At 62.6% G+C, this 19,850-nt stretch carries 12 protein-coding genes; 8 read left to right on the top strand and 4 right to left on the bottom strand.

All coding sequences use genetic code 11. The features are described from left to right. Positions 1 to 96: 96 nt before the first annotated feature. The 4 genes from ACHAC9_RS08535 (at position 97) to corA (ending at position 4,252) form a co-directional block, all read left to right on the top strand. A complete protein-coding gene (locus tag ACHAC9_RS08535; protein ID WP_435759082.1) occupies positions 97 to 603 on the top strand; it encodes a DUF4124 domain-containing protein in 507 nt (168 codons plus the stop codon). After that, positions 600 to 1,682, top strand: coding sequence for a nitrogen regulation protein NR(II) (gene glnL / locus ACHAC9_RS08530; protein ID WP_435759080.1), 1,083 nt, complete (start codon positions 600 to 602; stop codon positions 1,680 to 1,682). Before ACHAC9_RS08535 ends, glnL begins: the two co-directional genes overlap by 4 nt. Before the next feature lie 61 nt (positions 1,683 to 1,743). Then, positions 1,744 to 3,207, top strand: a complete 1,464-nt coding sequence (ntrC, locus tag ACHAC9_RS08525; RefSeq protein WP_435759078.1) for a nitrogen regulation protein NR(I) — start codon at positions 1,744 to 1,746, stop codon at positions 3,205 to 3,207. Between the two features lie 76 nt (positions 3,208 to 3,283). Next, a complete protein-coding gene (corA, locus tag ACHAC9_RS08520) occupies positions 3,284 to 4,252 on the top strand; it encodes a magnesium/cobalt transporter CorA (RefSeq protein ID WP_435759076.1) in 969 nt (322 codons plus the stop codon). Positions 4,253 to 4,256: 4 nt separating this feature from the next. Here the strand turns inward: corA and ACHAC9_RS08515 are convergent, their stop codons facing one another. The 3 genes from ACHAC9_RS08515 to ACHAC9_RS08505 all read right to left on the bottom strand — a co-directional run bounded on the left by ACHAC9_RS08515 (position 4,257) and on the right by ACHAC9_RS08505 (position 7,069). Next, complete coding sequence (locus ACHAC9_RS08515; protein ID WP_435759074.1) at positions 4,257 to 5,123, bottom strand: EamA family transporter; 867 nt, start codon at positions 5,121 to 5,123, stop codon at positions 4,257 to 4,259. Between the two features lie 4 nt (positions 5,124 to 5,127). Then, the gene (locus tag ACHAC9_RS08510) at positions 5,128 to 6,765 is read right to left on the bottom strand and encodes an NAD(P)/FAD-dependent oxidoreductase (protein ID WP_435759072.1); all 1,638 of its coding nucleotides are present in this window, start codon (positions 6,763 to 6,765) and stop codon (positions 5,128 to 5,130) included. Positions 6,766 to 6,859: 94 nt separating this feature from the next. Continuing rightward, complete coding sequence (locus ACHAC9_RS08505) at positions 6,860 to 7,069, bottom strand: hypothetical protein (protein WP_435759070.1); 210 nt, start codon at positions 7,067 to 7,069, stop codon at positions 6,860 to 6,862. 157 nt (positions 7,070 to 7,226) lie between these two features. On the opposite strand from ACHAC9_RS08505, the gene ACHAC9_RS08500 reads away from it, so the two are divergent. Continuing rightward, on the top strand, positions 7,227 to 10,163 hold the full coding sequence (locus tag ACHAC9_RS08500) for a TonB-dependent receptor (protein WP_435759068.1): 2,937 nt from the start codon (positions 7,227 to 7,229) through the stop codon (positions 10,161 to 10,163). 484 nt (positions 10,164 to 10,647) lie between these two features. Continuing rightward, positions 10,648 to 13,533, top strand: a complete 2,886-nt coding sequence (locus ACHAC9_RS08495) for a TonB-dependent receptor (protein WP_435759066.1) — start codon at positions 10,648 to 10,650, stop codon at positions 13,531 to 13,533. A gap of 114 nt (positions 13,534 to 13,647) precedes the next feature. Here ACHAC9_RS08495 and ACHAC9_RS08490 read toward each other — a convergent pair whose 3' ends face one another. After that, entirely contained in the window at positions 13,648 to 14,391 is a 744-nt protein-coding gene (locus ACHAC9_RS08490; RefSeq protein WP_435759064.1) for a 16S rRNA (uracil(1498)-N(3))-methyltransferase, read from the bottom strand. Between the two features lie 330 nt (positions 14,392 to 14,721). Between ACHAC9_RS08490 and ACHAC9_RS08485 the strand changes: the two genes are divergently transcribed. Then, positions 14,722 to 17,610: a TonB-dependent receptor domain-containing protein gene (locus ACHAC9_RS08485; RefSeq protein ID WP_435759062.1), complete on the top strand. Its 2,889-nt coding sequence runs from the start codon at positions 14,722 to 14,724 to the stop codon at positions 17,608 to 17,610. Between the two features lie 163 nt (positions 17,611 to 17,773). Continuing rightward, positions 17,774 to 19,771, top strand: coding sequence for a transketolase (gene tkt, locus ACHAC9_RS08480; protein ID WP_435759060.1), 1,998 nt, complete (start codon positions 17,774 to 17,776; stop codon positions 19,769 to 19,771). Positions 19,772 to 19,850: the final 79 nt, after the last annotated feature.

Raw genomic sequence — 19,850 nt, 5'->3', positions numbered from 1 at the left:
GCTTTCCCCGCGTTTTTTTATGGATGCGGTATATTCGGCTCAACTCCACCTTGCACGCTCGACGTGCTGCCTCTACTGATGCGACTGACAACCAGTATGACCCGCCTGGCAATGGCCGCCGGCCTGCTGATTCATGGTGCGGCCCACGCCCAGACCACTGTCTACAAATGCGTCGATGCGCAAGGGCGCGTCGAGTTCACCGATACGGGAAAGCGTGGCTGCAAGGCGCTTGATTTGCCGGGCTATATTCCGGCGCCGGTCGAGCGCCGTGCCCCGGCGCCGTTGGCGTCCCGCCCGGGCAATGCGGCCCCGGCCGTCGCCGCCGCGGCGACGCCCAGCCCATCGAACTTCCCGCGCGTCGACACCTCGCAGCAGCGCGCCCGCGACGACGACCGTCGCGGCATCCTGAACGACGAATTGCGCGCCGAAGAGAAGAAGCTGCTTGAGCTGCGCCAGGTCTTCAACAACGGCGAGCCCGAGCGCCAGGGCAACGAACGCAACTACGCCAAGTACCAGGAGCGCGTCGCCGGGATGCGCGACGACATCAGCCGTACCGAGCGCAATATCGAGGCGCTGCGGCGCGAGCTCGCCAATATCCGATGAGCGAGCCCGCGCGTACCGTGCAGCCGGCGCGCTTCGCCGGCCTCGAACTGTTGGCCTCATCGGTGCTGCTGGTCGATGCGACCGACCGCGTGCGTTACGCCAATCCGGCGGCCGAGAACATGCTCGACGCCTCGTTGAAATCCCTGTCGCGCCAGACCCTGGCCGCGTTGTTCAGCAATGGCGACGAACTGGCCGCCCTGTGCGAGCAGACCCGCACCCATCAATACGCCGACCTGCGCCAGGACCTGGCCTTGGAAAGACAGGGCCGCGACACCCTGCATGTGCACTCGATCGCCAGCAGCCTGGAAAACGGCGAAGTGCTGATCGAGCTGCGCGAAAACGTCCAGCAACTGAAACTCGACCGCGAGGAGCGCTTCCTCGACCAGAGCCAGGCCAACAAGGAACTCATTCGCAACCTGGCGCACGAGATCAAGAACCCGCTGGGCGGCATCCGCGGCGCGGCGCAACTGCTGGAACTGGAACTGCCGCCGCTGCACCTGGGCGAGCTCAAGGAATACACGCAAGTCATCATCAAGGAAGCCGATCGCCTGCAAACCCTGGTCGACCGCCTACTGGCGCCGCACCGCAAGCCCTATATCGTCGGCGACGTGAATATCCACGAAGTGTGCGAGCGCGTGCGCTCGCTGGTGCTGGCCGAATTCCCCAACGGTCTGACCATCCGGCGCGATTACGATGCCTCGATTCCCGAGTTCAGGGGCGACAAGGAGCAGCTGATCCAGGCCGTTCTGAACATCGTCCACAATGCCGCGCAGGCGCTGGCGGGCCGCATCGCGCTGGGGAACGCCGAGATCGTTTTGCGCACCCGGGTGGCGCGCCAGGTCACCCTGGCCAAGGTCCGCTACGGCCTGGCATTAGACTTGCATATCATTGACAATGGACCGGGCATCGCACCGGAGATCCGCGACCGTATCTTCTACCCGCTGGTGTCGGGCAGGGATGGCGGCAGCGGCCTGGGGCTGACGCTGGCGCAAACCTTCGTGCAGCAGCACCTGGGCATGATCGAGTGCGAAAGCCGGCCTGGACTGACGGATTTCCGGATCCTGCTGCCGCTCCCATAAGGGGCGGCCGTGTTTCCGCCGTGTCCACTTATCAAGCCACATTGCGGAAAGCACGACCTACATGAAACCAATCTGGATTGTCGACGACGACGCATCGATCCGCTGGGTGCTGGAAAAAGCCCTGGCGCGCGAGAATCTCGAGACGCGCAGCTTCGCCAACGCGCGCGATGCCTTGGCCGCCTTCGAGCTCGATGCGCCGCAGGTGCTGGTATCGGACATCCGCATGCCGGGCGAATCGGGCATCGACCTGCTGCAGGCCGTGAAGGCGCGCCATCCCGGCCTGCCGGTCATTATCATCACGGCTTTTTCCGACCTCGATTCGGCCGTCGCCTCGTTCCAGGGCGGCGCTTTTGATTACCTTGCCAAACCCTTCGACATCGACAAGGCCGTCTCCCTGATCCGGCGCGCGCTGGAGGAAAGCCTGCGCGAAGCCAGTGTGGAAGCAGCGCCCGCCGAAACACCCGAAATCCTGGGCCTGGCGCCGGCGATGCAGGAGGTGTTTCGCGCCATCGGCCGCCTGTCGCAGTCGAACGTGACGGTGCTGATCACGGGCGAGTCGGGCACCGGCAAGGAGCTCGTTGCCAGTGCCCTGCACAAGCACAGCCCGCGCGTGCAGCAGCCCTTCATCGCCCTGAACACGGCGGCGATTCCGAAAGATTTGCTGGAGTCCGAACTGTTCGGCCACGAGCGCGGGGCGTTTACCGGCGCCCAGGCGATGCGGCGCGGCCGCTTCGAGCAGGCCGAGGGTGGCACGCTGTTTCTCGACGAAATCGGCGACATGCCATTTGATTTGCAAACACGACTGCTGCGCGTGCTCTCCGACGGCCATTTTTATCGCGTCGGCGGGCACCAGCCGGTCAAGGCCAACGTGCGCGTCATCGCGGCGACCCACCAGAACCTCGAGCAGCGGGTACGCGATGGGCTCTTCCGCGAGGATTTGTATCACCGCCTGAACGTGATCCGCCTGCGCCTGCCGAGCCTGCGCGAACGCGTTGAGGACATCCCGATCCTGGCGCGCCACTTTCTGGTGCAGAGTGCACACCAATTGGGCGTCGAACCGAAGCGCATGAGCGAAAGCGCGATGCGCTTCCTGTCAAGCCTGGAACTGCCCGGCAATGTGCGCCAGCTGGAAAACCTGTGTAACTGGATCACCGTGATGGCGCCCGGCCAGACGGTCGAGGTCAAGGACTTGCCGCGCGATCTGACGCAGGCGCCGGCCGGTGTCGCGCCCGCGGCTGCGCCGCCCTCCGAAGGCGCAGGAGGCGTGCCGGCCACCTTGTCGGTGCCGCCCTCGCCGGACGGCTGGATTGGTCTCCTGGAACTGCACGCGGCCAGCATGCTCAGCGCCGGCCAGTTCGAGGTGATGGACACGCTCGGCAAGCAGTTCGAGTCGGCCCTGATCAAGACGGCCCTGAAACATACGCACGGGCGCAAGAACGATGCGGCGATGCGGCTCGGGATCGGGCGCAATACGATCACGCGCAAGATCGTGGAACTCGGGATCGACGGCGCACGCGAGGAGTAAGGCGGATCGGTTCTGGTAGCGTGGCCGGGATAGTGTAAGCTCTCGCATCGCCGCCCCATCCATTCCATTTCATTTCATGCTGATCAACTGCGTCGCCTACCAGGAAGGCAAGAAACTGTCCGATATCCCCGTCGAGGATATCAGCGAGTACCTGAAACAACCCGATTGCTTCGTCTGGGTCGCACTGCGCGATCCGGATGCTGCCGAGCTGGCCACCATGCAGGAGGAGTTCAGCCTGCACGAGCTGGCCGTCGAAGACGCCTCGAGCGGCCACCAGCGCCCGAAACTCGAGGAATACGGCGATTCGGTATTCGCCGTCGTCCACACCGTCAACCTGAACGGCGACGAGATGGAGTCCGGCGAGGTGGCGATTTTCGCCGGCCCCAATTACGTGCTGTCGGTGCGGCGCGATTCGACCCAGGGCTTTCTCGGCGTCAGGGCGCGTACCGAACGCGACCCGCAAATGCTGAAAAAGGGCTCCGGCTTCGTACTCTATGCGCTGATGGACGCCGTCGTCGACCGTTATTTCCCGATCGTCGACAAGCTCGAATCCGACCTCGAAACGATCGAAGACCGCATCTTCGGCGGCCAGGGCGCGCAACGCGACAACATCGAACACCTGTATGACTTGAAGCGCAATACGCTGGTGCTGCGCCATGCGGTGATCCCCCTGATGGACGCCGTCGGCCGCCTGCACGGCGGCCGGGTGCCGATGGTCGCCTGCCACACCCAGGAATACTTCCGCGACGTCCACGACCACTTGCTGCGCATTTCCGGGCGTCTCGACACCATCCGCGACACCATCGCCACCGCGATCCAGGTAACGCTGTCGATGGTCACGATCGAAGAAAACGATGTCAACAAGAAGCTCGCCGCCTATGCCGCGATCTTCGCCGTGTTTACCGCCTTTGCCGGGGTCTGGGGCATGAATTTCGAGTTCATGCCGGAGCTGAAATGGAAGTACGGCTACCCGACCGCAATCGGATGGATGATCTGTGTCTGCGGCTATATGTACTACCGCTTCAAGAAGTCAGGGTGGTTGTAGACGTTTAGCTGCGACCAGCGGTGGCGGCACTACCCGCAGTGGCAATGACGATCATCCCGATCGCCAGCCACTGTGTCGTGCTCAACACTTCGCCGAGCACGAAGAAGCCGGCCAGCGCGCCCACGGCGGGACCGGCGCTGACCAGGATGCCGAACACGCGGCGCGGCAGGCGTGACAGCGCCATCATCTCGAGCGAATAGGGCAGGATGGAAGATAGCAAGGCGACCACCAGGCCGCCGATCAGCACCGCCGGCGCGAACAGGGCGCTGCCGGCCTGCGCCAGTCCGACCGGCACCGTGCACAGGGCGGCCACCAGCATGCCCCAGGCCACCACGTGCCCGCCCTTGAGGGTCGAGACGCGCTTGCCGAAGACGATGTACATCGCCCAGCAAAAAGCCGCGCCCAGGGCTGCTGCGACGCCGACCGGGTCGAGCGCGGCCGAACCTGCGCCAGTCGGCGCCAGTAGCCACAGTCCGAACGCGGCGCAGGCCACCCAGGCAAAGTCGCGCAGGTGGCGCGAGGACAGCACCACGACCGCCAGCGGGCCGATGACTTCGATCGCAATCGCAATCCCGATCGGGATGCGCGCGAAGGCCGCATAGATCAGCAAATTCATCATGCCGAGCATGAAGCCGTAGATCGCGACATTGATCGCGTCAACGCGCGCCAGCGGCGCCCGCCAGGGCCGCCAGAAGGCCAGCAGCAGGATGCTCGCCAGGCCCACGCGCACGGCGGTGATGCCGCTGCTTCCCACCAGCGGGAACAGGCCCTTGGCGTAGGCCGCGCCCACGTTCACCGAGATGATCGAGCCGACAACGGCCAGGAAGGGCGCGAGGGCGCCCGCGCGCGTTGCGGCCGCGGGGGAAGTCAAGGACTCAGTCCTGCAGCGCAGGCACCGGCACACCCATGGCCAGGGCCACCGCCTCGGCCACGCGGATGCCGTCCACCGCCGCCGACATGATGCCGCCGGCGTAGCCGGCGCCTTCGCCGGCCGGGAACAGGCCGCGCGTGTTCAGGCTTTGCAGGTCGTCGTCGCGGCGCTTGATGCGGATCGGCGACGAGGTGCGGGTCTCGACGCCGGTCAGCACCGCGTCTTCCTTGTAATAGCCCTTGATCTGCTTGTCGAAGGCGACGAAGGCTTCGCGCATGGCGACGATTGCGTATTCCGGCAGGGAAGGGGCGAGGTCGGTCAGGTGCACGGCCGGCTTGAACGACGGGATCACCGAGCCGAATTCTTTCGACGCCACGCCGCGCACGAAGTCGCCCATCAGCTGACCCGGGGCGTCATAGGTGCTGCCGCCCAACACGAAGGCGCGCGACTCGAGTTCGCGCTGGAAGGCGATGCCCGCCAGCGGGTGCCCCGGGAAATCCTCGGGCGTGATGCCGACGACAATCGCGCTGTTCGCGTTGCGCTCGTTGCGCGAATACTGGCTCATGCCGTTGGTGACGACCCGGCCTTCTTCCGACGAGGCGGCAACCACCGTGCCGCCCGGGCACATGCAGAAGCTGTACACCGAACGGCCGTTCGAGGCGTGGTGCACGATTTTATAATCGGCCGCCCCCAGAATCTTGTTGCCGGCGTTCGGGCCGAAGCGGCACACGTCGATCAGCGATTGCGGGTGCTCGACCCGGAAGCCGATCGAAAACGGCTTGGCTTCGACATACACGCCGCGTTTATACAGCATCTCGAAGGTGTCGCGCGCGCTGTGGCCGACCGCCATCACGACGTGGTTGGTCGGGATATGTTCGCCATTGGCCAGCACAATGCCGCGTACCTGGCGCACGCCGGCGGTTTCACTGATCACCACATCGTCGACACGGGTTCCGAAACGGAGCTCGCCGCCCAGCGAGATGATTTCGGCGCGCATCTGCTCGACCATTTTTACCAGGCGAAACGTGCCGATGTGCGGTTTGCTGACATACATGATCTCTTCCGGCGCGCCGGATTTCACGAATTCAGTTAAAACCTTGCGCCCGTAATGCTTCGGGTCCTTGATCTGGCTGTAAAGCTTGCCGTCCGAGAAGGTGCCGGCGCCGCCTTCGCCGAACTGCACGTTCGACTCGGTGTTGAGTTCACGCTTGCGCCAGAAGCCGAAGGTGTCGACGGTGCGTTCGCGCACGACCTTTCCGCGTTCCAGCACCAGGGGATTGAGGCCCATCTGGGCCAGGACCAGCGCCACGAACAGGCCGCAGGGACCGGTACCGACGACGACCGGGCGCGGCGTGCCGGCAGGCGGGCGTGCGGCATCGACGAATTTGTAGCCGGTATCGGGCGACGGAATGACGGTAGGTTCGCCCTTCAGGCGCGCCAGCACCGCCGCCTCGTTCAGTACTTCGACGTCGATCGCGTAGATCAGGACGATGGCCGCCTTCTTGCGCGCGTCATAGCTGCGCTTGAAGACATTGAAGTCGACCAGATCGGCGACCTCGATGCCGAGCCGCTTGAGAACCGCGTCGCGCAGGGCGTGGTCGGGATGGTCGAGGGGAAGTTTGAGTTCGTTAATTCGCAGCATGTGGGAATATCGCAACACGGGGCAGGCCCGCAATCTAATCCGACATTTTACTGGTTATCGCCGGAAGTCAACATGGAATGCGCATTTCATCTCATTAATGTTGCTTGGCAACATTCTTTTTGAAAAAATCGACATCCAGCCGCGCCGAGTCCAGCACACGGGATTTGCACATTTCCGCACCCCAGGTGTGCTGCGTTGCACCACCATTGGGATTAATTTCATTATCAACTTTCCAAGTGTTGCATGCATCCAAACTTCTCTCAATACGTGTTGACAGCTTTCCCATTTGCATGTTTTTATGCATATGTCTGATGCACTTTGATCAATATCACTGGCACCAGACGAAGCCATTCAGCAGTCCGAGGGCAAGCTGCCGTAGGTTGCAAGAAGTGATCCGAAAATGACAACATCTACGCTGGGCATTCGCACAGCCACATAAAAATTAGGACAATCACATGTTGATGAGAAAGACAGTTTTGGCGCGCGCGCTTACCATCGCGTTTGCGGCCTCCGTCGCTTCGCTTTCGAGCGGGGCTTACGCGGCCTCGAACTCGGCAGGCGACATTACCGGTCGCGCTAGCGCTGGCACGGTGATCACGGTTGAGAACAAGTCGATCGGTTTCACGCGCACGCTGACCGTTGAGGCTAACGGTAATTTCCAGTTGTCGCAACTGCCTCCGGGTAGCTACGTGGTGCGCGCCAAGCTGCCGGACGGTACGACCGAAGAGCGCGCGATCGCCGTCCAGGCAGGTACGGGCGTATCGGCCAACTTCGACGAGGCGACCGCTAATATCGTGCGCGTTACCGGCCGTGCCAGCCGCATCGACGTCAAGTCCCCGGAATCGAGCCTGGTCCTGAACGAAGCAGCGATCGACCGTATCCCGGTCGCGCGCAACGTGACTGCAGTGGCCTTGCTGGCACCGGGCGCAACCGGCGGCGACAGCCGTATCGGTCAGACCGCGCTCCGCGCCGGTAACGTGCCATCGCTGGGCGGTGCATCGCCAGCGGAAAATGTCTACTACATCAACGGTTTCAACGTCACGAACGCGCTCAACGGCGTGGCGTTCAATCAAGTGCCTTTCGAAGCAATTGCGCAGCAGCAGGTAAAAACGGGTGGCTACGGTCCTGAGTATGGCCGTTCGCTGGGCGGCGTGTTGAGCGTCACCACCAAGCGCGGTACCAATGAATGGCACGGCGGCGCCAACGTCATCTACTCGCCTGAATCACTGCAGGCATCGTCCGTCTATGCCGAGAAAAGCCCGTCGACGGGTAAATGGAACCTGGTCAATCGTCCGGGCGGCACCGACGACCTCCAGACAAACCTGTGGGTCGGCGGACCGGTCATTGCAGACAAGCTGTTCGTCTTCGGCCTGATCCAGGGTGCCGACATCCAGCGCGAGACTTACAACCTGAATCGTCAGGAAATCGTCAAGTCCAACACGCCGCGCTATTTGTTGAAGGCGGACTGGAATATCACTGACAAGAACCTGTTGGAAGTAACCGCCTTCAGCGACAAGAGCAAGGACAAGGCGCAGACCTTCGTATCGCCGAATGCATACAGCACCGAACGCGGCAACGACCTGGGTACGGATACCTACACGACCGGCGGCGAGAACGTCATCGGCAAGTACACCACGTGGATTACCGACGACCTGACCGTGTCGGCACTGGCCGGCCTGGGCCGCTACAACCGCAAGTCGGACATCGCTTCGGCAACTTGCCCGTACATCGTCGATCGCCGTCCGACCTCGCCGGTTCGCCTGGGCTGCGCCACGGCGACGACCATCACCGACCCGAACGCTAACGACGAGCGTAAAGCCTATCGTGTCGACGCCGAGTGGAACCTGGGCGACCACGGCCTGCGCTTCGGCATGGACAACGAAGAGTATTCGGTTGTCGACGGCACCTTCTATCCTGGCGACGACAACATCAACATCCGTCGCCTGGCTGCTGGCAGCAGGCTGTCGAACGGCTACGTGAACAACACTGGCGCTGCGCTCGACTACGTCGATGTCCGCCGCTTCTCGAACGGCGGCGAGTTCACCACCAAGAACTCGGCCTTCTACCTGGAAGACAACTGGCAGGTCACTAAGAACGTCGTTGCCAGCATCGGCGTTCGCAGCGAATCGTTCGAAAACCTGAATGCAGAAGGCAAGACCTTCATCAAGGTGGACAACACGATCGCTCCACGACTGGGCCTGACCTGGGACGTGCAGGGCAACGCGCAGACCAAGGTCTTCGCCAATGCCGGCCGTTACTACATCCCGGTCATGTCGAACACCAACGTGCGCCTGGCAGGTGCCGAGCTCGACTATCGTGACTTCTACCAATACACCGGTACCAACAGCGCGGACAAGTTCCAGCTGCCTGGCCGTGGCGCACAGCTGGGAAGCCGTTCGGTGACCTCGAACGGCGAAGCTGGCGATCCGCGCTCGGTCGTCGATCCGAACATCAAGCCGATGTTCCAGGACGAATTCATCGTCGGTGTCCAGCAGGCGCTCGCCAACCGCTGGACGGTTGGTGCAAAGGTGACGCACCGCAAGCTGAAGAAAGTCATGGACGACATGTGTAATGACGAGGGCGCCTACAACTGGGCCGTCGCCAATGGCTTCAATAGCGCCCGTGCTGACATCCTGGCCGGCGCGATCGGCCACTGCTTCCTGTACAACCCGGGGGGCGACCTGACGGCCAACATCGACTTCGAAGATGGCAAGGGCTTTACGTCGGTAACGATCCCGGCCAACGCACTGGGCTTCCCGCAGCCCAAGCGTACTTTCAACTCGCTTGAGCTGAGCTTCGAACGTGCATGGGACGGCGTGTGGAACCTGCAAGGTTCCTATGTGCTGGCTGCCAGCAAGGGCAACACCGAAGGTTACGTCAAATCGGACATCGGCCAGGATGACGCGGGTATCAGCCAGGACTGGGATTACCCGGGCCTGATGGAAGGCGCCGACGGTTACCTGCCGAATGACCGCCGCCATACCCTGAAAATGTTCGGCGCCTACCAGGTCACGCCTGAGTTCCGTGTCGGTGCCAACCTGATCGTCCAGAGCGGCCGTCCGCGCAACTGTCTGGGCTACTACAACGGCGATCTCGACGGCGTGTCGATCTTGTACGGCGCAGCGTCGTTCTACTGCAATGGCGTTGCAAACCCACGTGGTACGCTGGGCCGCCAGGAATGGACCCGCGAACTGGGTCTGCAGGCAACCTACCAGCCAACTTGGCTGAAGGGTACGACCTTCCAGGTGGACGTGCTGAACGTGTTCAACGAACGGGGCGTCACCAGCGTGGAAGAAGCTGGTGAAACGGCCCTGGGAACGCCGAACCCGACCTACCTGCAACCGCTGGGCATACAAAGCGCCCGTACGGTGCGCCTGATGGCACAATACGAATTCTGATTAACATCCACCTGCTTGCAGGTGCATGTCTCTAAATGCCGCCTTCGGGCGGCATTTTTCGTTTATTTCTGTCATTAAGCGAATTAGGAGGCGACACCGTCAGCTTCTTTCGGCTCGGCAACATTCGGCTAGGCAAGGGCTCGGTCATTTCGGGTGTGCTGTTTTTGATTCTTCTCACGATGTAGGAATGTGTTGTTTATTATCATCCCGATCATGACGTTTTATTGACATCCAGACTTTCCATATGGTTTTATGTTCTTCTCAGATAATGTTTAGGTCGATCAATGTATTTATGTAGAGTGTCTGTGCTAACCCGCACGGGATACATACATGGTCAGCGAGAAAAAACACCCGAATGCAGTGAGATTGATTTTTGGGTGCTCGATAGCGTACTGCAGTAGCGAGAGAAGCGGTTTTTTGCAGCATTTTGCTGTGAAATTCCGGATAGTAAAACCATTTAAAAAAACCAGAAGGAGATGTATCCATGATGTTTAAGTTGAAGTCGATGCCGCACGCGATCTCGTTCCTGATCGCCACCGGCGCCCTCGCAGGCATGAGCCCGGCAATGGCGCAGCAGGCACAAACCGAGACGCCTGCCATGCAGCGCGTGGTGGTGACCGGTTCGCTGATCAGCCGTGCCGGCACCGAGACGCCGACCCCGGTGCAGGTGCTGACTGCAGCAGATATCCAGAAGAGCGGCAAGACCTCGGTCGCCGAACTGCTGACCGACCTGGCTGCCAACGGCGCCGGTACTCTGGGCACCGGCTTCTCCGGCGCATTCGCTAACGGCGCGTCCGGCGTCTCGCTGCGCGGCCTGACCGTCGGCGCCACCCTGGTGCTGATCGACGGCCGCCGTATGGCTCCATACCCGCTGTCGGATGACGCCCAGCGCTCCTTCGTGGACGTGTCCTCGATTCCATTTGACGCCATCGACAGCATCGAAGTCCTGAAAAGCGGCGCCTCGTCGCTGTACGGTTCGGACGCAATCGCCGGCGTGGTCAACATCAAGCTGAAGAAGAGCTTCAAAGGCACCCGCCTGAGCGCCGAAATCGGCGACACACAGCAGGGCGGCGGCAAGACCAAGCGCGCCTCGTTCAGCACTGGCATCGGTGACATTGACGCCGACGGCTACAATGCCTTCATCACCGCCGAATGGCGTGACCAGAACGCAATCAAGGTCGCACAGCGCGACCAGTACGGCTGGGCCAACCGCGACTGGCGTTCGCGCGGCGGTAACGACCTGACCCTGGGCGTCCCGACCAGCCTGAACGGCGGCCTGACCGCGGCCAGCAGCCCGTTCCTGTACAACTCTTCGACGGCAGCCCAAGGCAACCCGAACCCTGGTGCTACCAACCCGGCGAACTTCCGCTTCCTGGATCCGAGCTGCAACTTTGAGCTGTACCGCGCCGGCCAATGCTCGGTGCGCGACGAAGTGTCGAACATCCAGCCTGCGACCCAGAACCTTAACGTGCTGATCGGCATGACCAAGAAGCTGAACGAGGACTGGGAAATCGCCTTCAAAGGCTCGCTGTTCAAGCGCGACAGCATCAACAACCGTGGCGTCTCGCCGGTCTATTCGGCAAACAACTTCGCCGGCAGCACCACCCTCGTCGACGGCGTGCTGACGGGTGGCGTGAACCGCATTGCGAACACCCGCTTCGCACCGGGCGCGGCAGTCGGCGCTGGCCTGAACAATACCTTCGGCCAGGCTGCCTCGCTGTACGGTTACATCCCAGGACTCGCGCCGACCAACACCACGGACAATACGTCAACGAGCACGCGTTTCTCGGTTGACCTGGTCGGTAGCGCCTACGGCTGGGACGTCAACGCCGCCGCCGGCGCCACCCGCGTCAAGGTCGATGCCGAATACAGCGGCTACGTCAACCGTGCAGCCCTGTACAACGCCATCAACCAGGGCCGCTGGAACGTGCTGGGCGGTAACTCGCCAGCGCTGATCCAGGAAGTCTCCCCGACATTCGGCAATTCGCTGGAAACCACGCTGAATTACTTCGACCTGACCGGTTCGCGAGAGCTGATGCAGCTCGGCGCAGGCCCGCTGGCTGTCGCAGCGGGCGTTCACTGGCACAAGCTGGACCAGAATTCGCCGCCGTCGAGCCTGACCCTGAACGGCGCCGTGGGCAGCACCTCGGCCTTCGCCATTGGCGAAGAAACCAATACTGCGGCCTTCGCCGAACTCCGTGCGACCCCGATCAAGAACGTCGAAGTCGGCGTCGCCGGCCGTTACGACCACTACGATACCTACGGCCATTCGTTCACGCCGTCGGCCAACTTCAAGTGGACCCCGATCAGGGAAGTCGGCGTGCGCGGCAACTTCGCGCGCGGCTTCCGCGCACCGAACCCGTCCGAGGTGGGTAATGCCGGTTCGTTCTTCACGTTCAACGCGATCAACGACCCGATCCTGTGCCCGAACGGCCTGACCAGCACCGCCGGCAACGTCATCGCGGCCTGCGGCCAGAACCCGCCGTACGTCCAGACGACGACCAACCAGAACCTGTCGCCGGAAAAATCGAAGTCGTACACCTTTGGTGTCATCGTCGAGCCGATGCGCGGCCTGAACATGAGCCTGGACTACTACAACATCGAGATCAGCAACTTGATCGTGACCCGTGCCGGCAACGATCCGACCTACGTGCCGCAATGGGTGCGCGGCGTCGCGGTGCCGACCACGGTCTCGGCCGGCGGCACGGCCACCACGCTGGCGACGCCGAGCGTCGGCCCGATCCTGTACGGCGAGTCGCCTTACATCAACGCGGGTAGCACCCAGACCCACGGTATCGAGGCGGACGTGCGCTACCGCTGGCGCCTGGCGAACGACATGGGCAACATCACGGCCAACCTGAGCGCGGCCCATACCTTTGGCTATGAAACCGAAGTGGCAGGCACGACCTACCAGCTGGCTGGCACCCAGGGCCCATCGTCGGTTGGCGGCGCCACCGGCAACCCGAAAAACCGTGGCCAGTTCACCGTTGGCTACAACCGTGGCCCACTGGACGTAACCACGACCGTGAACTACACGAGCGGCTTCTCGACCAAGGATCCTTCGCACGACGCCGTAGATTGCGCCAGCACCGCTCTCAACGTCGGTGGCCGGACCTACTTCCAGGGTCTGATTCAGCCGAATGCCTACTGTGACGTGCCGTCGTTCACCACGACCAACCTGAACGTGCAGTACAAGCTGAACGAAAACCTGACCCTGCGCGCCGCAGTGCTGAACCTGTTCGACAAGCAGCCACCGTACGACGTCGGCACCTACGGCAATGCCGGCCCACAAACCTCGTACAACGCTTCGTTGCACCAGGCCGGCGCGATCGGCCGCTTCTTCAGCCTGGGCCTGGCTTACCAGTTCTAAGTTGAGTGAACACAGCGGCAGGAATGCCGCTGCGTTATGCCGAAAGCCCCGCTTGCAGGATGCCTGCAAGCGGGGCTTTTTTATCTTTCCAGGACCGAGGTCACAGGCCGGACTTTATTCGCCCCACACGCCGGCCAGCATCGCCATTGCCGCCAGCGCAGCCGTTTCGGTACGGAGCACGCGCGGCCCCATCGAGAGGGCGAGGGCGCCGGCGGTCAGCGCCGCATCTTCTTCCTCCTGCGTGAAGCCGCCCTCGGGCCCGACCAGCAGCGTAAGGTCCTGCGCGCCATTCGCCTGCGCCCATCCAGCCAATGGCTGCGTTGCCCGTGGACTGAGCAGGATGCATGGCGCGTTGTTCTGCGCCGCTGCCGCGGGCGGGATTGTGCCGAGCCAGCGACGATAATCTGCCACGGGAGCCAGGACGGCCAAGCGGTTGCGCCCGCACTGCTCGGAAGCGGCCACGATCACGCCCTGCCAGTGTGAGTGCCGCTTTTCCGCGCGCTCGCCTGACAGGCGCACGACACTGCGTTGCGCCGCCAGCGGCTGGATCGCCGCCACGCCCAGTTCGACCGCTTTTTCGATGATCCAGTCCATCTTCGCGCCCTCCGGCAAGCCTTGCGCCAGCGTGATGGCATACGGGAGCTCCACCTCCAGCGCCTGGTGTTCTTCCACGCGCGCGCTCGCGCGCTTCTTGCCGCTGTCAAGCAGGCTGGCACGGTACTGTCCGCCGCGCCCGTCGAACAGCGTCAGCGTGTCGCCCGGCTGCATGCGCACCACGAACAAGTGGTGGGCAACCGCGTCCGGAAGGTCGACGATCGCGCCGGCGGCGAGCGGCTGGGGACAGTAAAAACGGGGCATGGGATTCCTGCGCATCAAAAGAGGGAAGCGCGCATTGTAAAGCGCCTTCGCGTGGCGACCAATCACCCCCTTGGTGCAGGATTGTTTCGTCCAAAAAAAACACAAGATGCAATTGTTGTATTTACGAAACAACTATATGCATGTATTGACACACGTCAATACAAAATGGTCATATCTCTATAGCAAAATTGTTCTGCAGCTGCTACAGCAGAGGTGGGATGGGGGAGAGCGTTTTGCGTCGGGGAATGGTGAGCCAGGTCCGTCATCCGGACCGGTCGCCTTCAGTGTGTTTTTTCGAGGGAAATCATAATAATGACTAAAGAAAAAGTATTGTCGCGGTCCGTCCGTTTGATGTTTTCGAGCGCCGTACTGGCAGGACTGAGTGCCGGGGCCTGGGCCCAGGAACAGAAACCGGCCGTGGTCGAGGTGACGGGTACGCGCATGACCGCTCCCGGCTTCAATTCGAACAGCCCGATTTCGTCGGTCACGGCCGAAGAGATCCGCTCGACGCAGCCGGTAGCGGTCGAGGAATTCTTCAAGTCGCTGCCGGCGGCGGTACCTGCGACCGGCCCGGCGACGAACAACGGCACTGCCGGCGCCGCGACGATCGACCTGCGCGGCCTCGGTACCAACCGCACCTTGGTCCTGATCAATGGCCGCCGCCTGGTGCCATTCAGCCTCCTCGGCGTCGTCGACACCAACTCGATCCCGATGGCCCTGCTCAGCCGCGTCGATATCCTCACCGGTGGCGCGTCTGTCGTGTACGGCGCCGACGCGGTGGCAGGCGTGGCCAACTTCAACCTGCGCCGCAACTTCACCGGCGTCGACGTCACCACCTCGTATGGCATGACGGGTGACCAGCACGACGCCAAGCGGCGCCGCACCGACCTCACCATGGGCGCCAACCTCGACGGCGGCCGCGGCAACGTCGTGCTGAGCATCGGCAAGACCAAGGCCGACCCGCTGACCCAGGGCGAGCGCCCGTTCGGCGTCACCAGCCTGAATTCGGTGACCGGCCTGCCGACCGGTTCGGGCACGACGGTGCCGTCGGCCTTCTCGACCAGCGCCGGCACCGCCGGCAACCCGAACGTCCTGTCCGGATCATGGCAAATCAACCCGGCCACCGGCCGCCTGGTGTTTCCAGCCCAGCTCTACAACACCAATCCTCCGAACTACTATGTGACCGGCATGGAGCGTACCCAGGCAACGGCGCTGGGCAACTACAAGATCAACGACTACGCCGAAGCCTACACCGAGGTCTTCGTCACCAACAGCAAGGTCGCCTCCGCCCTGGCGTCGACTGGCACCTTCGGCAACACCTTCAACGTCCCGATCGGCAACCCGTACATCCCGCAGGCGGCGCGCGAACAACTCTGCGAACGCCGCGGTATTCCCGCAGCCAACTGCGTGCCGGGCAATGCCACGATCGTCCCGCTGCTGGTTAACCGCCGCTTCACCGAACTCGGCCCGCGCTTCAACGACTTCGACAACAAGACGCTGCAGTACACGATCGGCCTGAAGGGCGAGATCGCCTATGACTGGACCTATGACGCCTACTGGAGTCGCGGCACCGCCGACCAGTCCCAGCAGCGCCGCAATTGGGGTTCGCTGGCAAAAGTCAGCCAGGCCCTGAATGCCCTGAACACAAGCACTTGCGTCAATCCTGCCAACGGCTGCGTGCCGCTGAATGTGTTCGGCGCAGAAGGTTCGATCACCCCGGCGCAACAGGCCTTCATCAACAACAGTGCACTGCTGAACCAGAGCGTGAAGCAGGACGTGGCCGCGCTGGCCTTGTCCGGCAACCTGGGCAACACGATTCGCAGCCCGTTCGCGCAGGATCCGATCAGCATGTCGCTGCTGGCCGAGAACCGCAAGGTTTCCGCCGGCACGCAGTCGGACGCGGCTTCGCAGCTGCAGGGCGAAGTGCTGGGCACCGGCGCGCCGACGCCCGACCGTTCGGGTCGCTTCTCGCTGAAGGAGTACGCGGTCGAGATGCTGGTGCCGCTGGCCAGGGACCTGCCGTTGATCCGTTCGCTGAACATGGAATTGGGCTATCGCCAGACCGAATTCTCCACTGCCAATGCCAAGAACGACTACGGCAGCTGGAAAGCGGGCGCCGAATGGGCACCGATCGATATGTTCCGCGTGCGCGGCATGGTGCAGAAGGCTACCCGTGCGCCGAACGTGAACGAACTGTTCGCCCCGAACGTGACCGGCCTGTCGAACCTGGCGACCGATCCTTGCCAGGGCGCGAACATCAACCGTGCCGACGCGAACCGCGCCGGTACCCTGTCGAATCTGTGCGTGCTGACCGGCGTGCCTGCAAGCGAGGTCGGCAGCCTGCCGGCGCCATCGTCGGGTCAGATCAACAACCTTTCCGGCGGCAACCCGGCGCTGGGACCTGAATCGGCCAAGACCAGGACCATCGGTTTCGTGATCGAGCCACTGCCGAAGCTGGCCTTGTCGGTCGACTACTACGAGATCGATATCAAGGATGCCGTTTCGTCGCCATCGACCACCGACATCCTGGACCGTTGCTACAGCGCGGGCCAGAATCCGGGCTTCACGGTCAACGAGTTCTGCGGCATGGTGGGTCGTAACACGATCAACGGTACCTTCAACGGCAACGAGGCACGTGGTGTCGCGACGCCGCTGTCGAACCTGGGTAAGCAGCGTACGAGCGGCGTCGACTTGAATATCGCCTACCGCTTCGCCGCCAGCAAGATGGGCCTGGATGCGCGCTACGGTAACTTCGACGTCAGTCTCGGTGCCAACCAGGTCAACAGCTACAAGTTCCAGGCCACGCCGACTGCAGTCGAGCGAGATTGCCTTGGCTTCTACAGCGTTGCCTGTAATAACATCGTGTCGGCACCGGTCTACAAGCGCAAGTTCAACCAGCGCACCAACTGGAACATGGGCGTCTGGTCGGTGGGCTACAACTGGCGCTACACCAGCAGCGTGATCGAAGAACCGGGCGGCACGGTGTTCCTGCCAGCGTTCGCGAGCATCCCGTCGTACCACTACGTCGACCTGAACGCGAACTGGAACATCAACAAGCACGTGCGCGTGAACCTGTCGGTCACGAATGCCGCCAACAAGAAGCCGCCTATCGTCGGCGGCTCGATCGGCGGCACTGGTCCGAACAGCGGCAACACCTTCCCGCAAAGCTATGACGCGGTGGGCCGTTACGTGACGCTGGGCGCTTCGGTCAAGTTCTAATCGGGTTCGGTGCAATAAATGAAATGGCGGACTTCGGTCCGCCATTTTTCGTTCAGGGAGATGAACGCTTTTTAGGCAGCACGGGCTCTGGTAGAATACCGGGTTACGGCTTCTTCCGACGCCGCCCGCAGCGTCCATGTTCACCAATCCAGACTCACCAATCATGACATCTATGCAAACCACCACCCTGATGGCCAACGCAATCCGCGCGCTGGCAATGGACGCCGTCCAGAAAGCCAACTCCGGCCACCCGGGCATGCCGATGGGCATGGCGGAGATCGCCGTCGCCCTGTGGGACAAGCATTACCACCATAACCCGGCCAATCCAGGCTGGATGAACCGTGACCGTTTCCTGCTCTCGAACGGCCATGGCTCGATGCTGCACTACGCGCTCCTGCACCTGGCCGGTTACGACGTCTCGATGGACGACCTGCGCGACTTCCGCCAGCTGCACTCGAAGACCCCGGGCCACCCGGAAGTGGGCATCACCCCGGGCGTGGAAACGACCACCGGCCCGCTGGGCCAGGGCATCGCCAATTCGGTGGGCATGGCGCTGGCCGAGTGGCTGCTGTCGTATGAATTCAACCGTCCCGGCTTCGACGTCGTCGACCACTACACCTATGCATTCCTGGGCGACGGCTGCCTGATGGAAGGCATCTCGCACGAAGTCGCGTCGCTGGCCGGCACGCTGCGCCTGAACAAGCTGATCTGGCTGTACGACGACAACGGCATCTCGATCGACGGCCGCGTCGAGGGCTGGTTCACCGACGACACCCAAAAGCGCTTTGAAGCCTACGGCTGGAACGTGATCCCGGCCGTCGACGGCCACAACGTGACGGCAGTATCGAACGCCATCGAGCAGGCCAAGGCATCGGACCGTCCGACCCTGATTTGCTGCAAGACGATCATCGGCAAGGGCGCCCCGAACCTGGAAGGCGGAGATAAAGTCCACGGCGCTCCGCTGGGCGACAAGGAAATCGCGGCCGTACGCCAGCACCTGGTGTGGGACCCGATCCCGTTCGACATTCCTGGCGAAATCTACCAGGCGTGGGATGCCAAAGCACGCGGCGCCGAACTGGAGAACGCGTGGAACGCGAACTTTGCCGAATACCGCGCGCAGCACCCGCAGCTGGCCGCTGAACTCGAGCGCCGCATGAAGGGCGAACTGCCAGGCAACTTTAACGAAGTGCTGGACGCGGCCATTGCGACCTGCATCGACAAGAAGGAAACGATTGCCACCCGCAAGGCCTCGCAGAACGCAATCCAGGCGCTGGCCGCGAGCTTGCCGGAATTCCTGGGCGGCTCGGCCGACCTGACCGGTTCCAACCTGACCAACTGGAAAGAAATCGTTGCCGTGCGTTCGGGCATCCCGGGCAACCACATCAACTATGGCGTGCGCGAATTCGGCATGGCCGCGATCCAGAACGGCGTCGCTTTGCATGGCGGTTTCATCCCGTTCGGCGCGACCTTCCTGACTTTCTCCGATTACAGCCGCAACGCGCTGCGCATGGCCTCGCTCATGAAGATCCGCTCGCTGTTCGTGTTCACCCACGACTCGATTGGTCTTGGCGAAGACGGCCCGACCCACCAGTCGGTCGAGCACGTTTCGTCGCTGCGCCTGATCCCGGGCCTGGACAACTGGCGTCCGTGCGACACGGTCGAGTCGCAAGTGGCCTGGGGCGCGGCAGTGCAGCGTCGCGACGGCCCATCGACCCTGATCTTCTCGCGCCAGAACCTGCCGTTCATGGAACGCGACGCGGCCCAGGTCGCCGATGTGGCGAAGGGCGGCTACGTGCTGCGCGACGCGCCGGATGCAAAAGTCATCCTGATCGCCACCGGTTCGGAAGTCGAGCTGGCCGTGAAAGCCTTCGATGCGCTGGCAGGCGAGGGCATCGCTGCCCGTGTGGTATCGATGCCGTCGACCGACGTGTTCGATCGCCAGGATGCCGCTTACAAAGCCAATGTGTTGACACGCGGCACGCCACGTGTTGCCATTGAGGCTGGTGTGTCCGACTTCTGGTACAAGTACGTGGGCCTCGAGGGCGCGGTCGTCGGCATCGACACCTTCGGCGAATCGGCACCGGCACCGGTGCTGTTCAAGCACTTCGGCTTCACGGTCGAGAACGTCGTGGCGAAGGCCAAGGGCGTCATCGCCGGTTAATGACATGGGCGTAGGGGGAAATCAGTCCGGGGACTGATTTTCGAAACGCGTTCATTGCGCCCCTACTTGCTAAAGCTTT

The sequence above is a fragment of the Massilia sp. CMS3.1 genome, assembly GCF_051262535.1.
Classification (GTDB): Bacteria; Pseudomonadota; Gammaproteobacteria; order Burkholderiales; family Burkholderiaceae_D; genus Telluria.
The sequence above is the reverse complement of the archived record's forward strand: the minus strand, read 5'-3'. Positions and strand labels throughout refer to the sequence as shown.

Coding starts and splice junctions, on each gene's coding strand:
- ACHAC9_RS08535 (WP_435759082.1), top strand. CDS start 97: ATGACCCGCCTGGCAATGGCCGCCGGCCTGCTGATTCATGGTGCGGCC.
- glnL (WP_435759080.1), top strand. CDS start 600: ATGAGCGAGCCCGCGCGTACCGTGCAGCCGGCGCGCTTCGCCGGCCTC.
- ntrC (WP_435759078.1), top strand. CDS start 1,744: ATGAAACCAATCTGGATTGTCGACGACGACGCATCGATCCGCTGGGTG.
- corA (WP_435759076.1), top strand. CDS start 3,284: ATGCTGATCAACTGCGTCGCCTACCAGGAAGGCAAGAAACTGTCCGAT.
- ACHAC9_RS08510 (WP_435759072.1), bottom strand. CDS start 6,765: ATGCTGCGAATTAACGAACTCAAACTTCCCCTCGACCATCCCGACCAC.
- ACHAC9_RS08505 (WP_435759070.1), bottom strand. CDS start 7,069: ATGCATAAAAACATGCAAATGGGAAAGCTGTCAACACGTATTGAGAGA.
- ACHAC9_RS08500 (WP_435759068.1), top strand. CDS start 7,227: ATGAGAAAGACAGTTTTGGCGCGCGCGCTTACCATCGCGTTTGCGGCC.
- ACHAC9_RS08495 (WP_435759066.1), top strand. CDS start 10,648: ATGATGTTTAAGTTGAAGTCGATGCCGCACGCGATCTCGTTCCTGATC.
- ACHAC9_RS08490 (WP_435759064.1), bottom strand. CDS start 14,391: ATGCCCCGTTTTTACTGTCCCCAGCCGCTCGCCGCCGGCGCGATCGTC.
- tkt (WP_435759060.1), top strand. CDS start 17,774: ATGACATCTATGCAAACCACCACCCTGATGGCCAACGCAATCCGCGCG.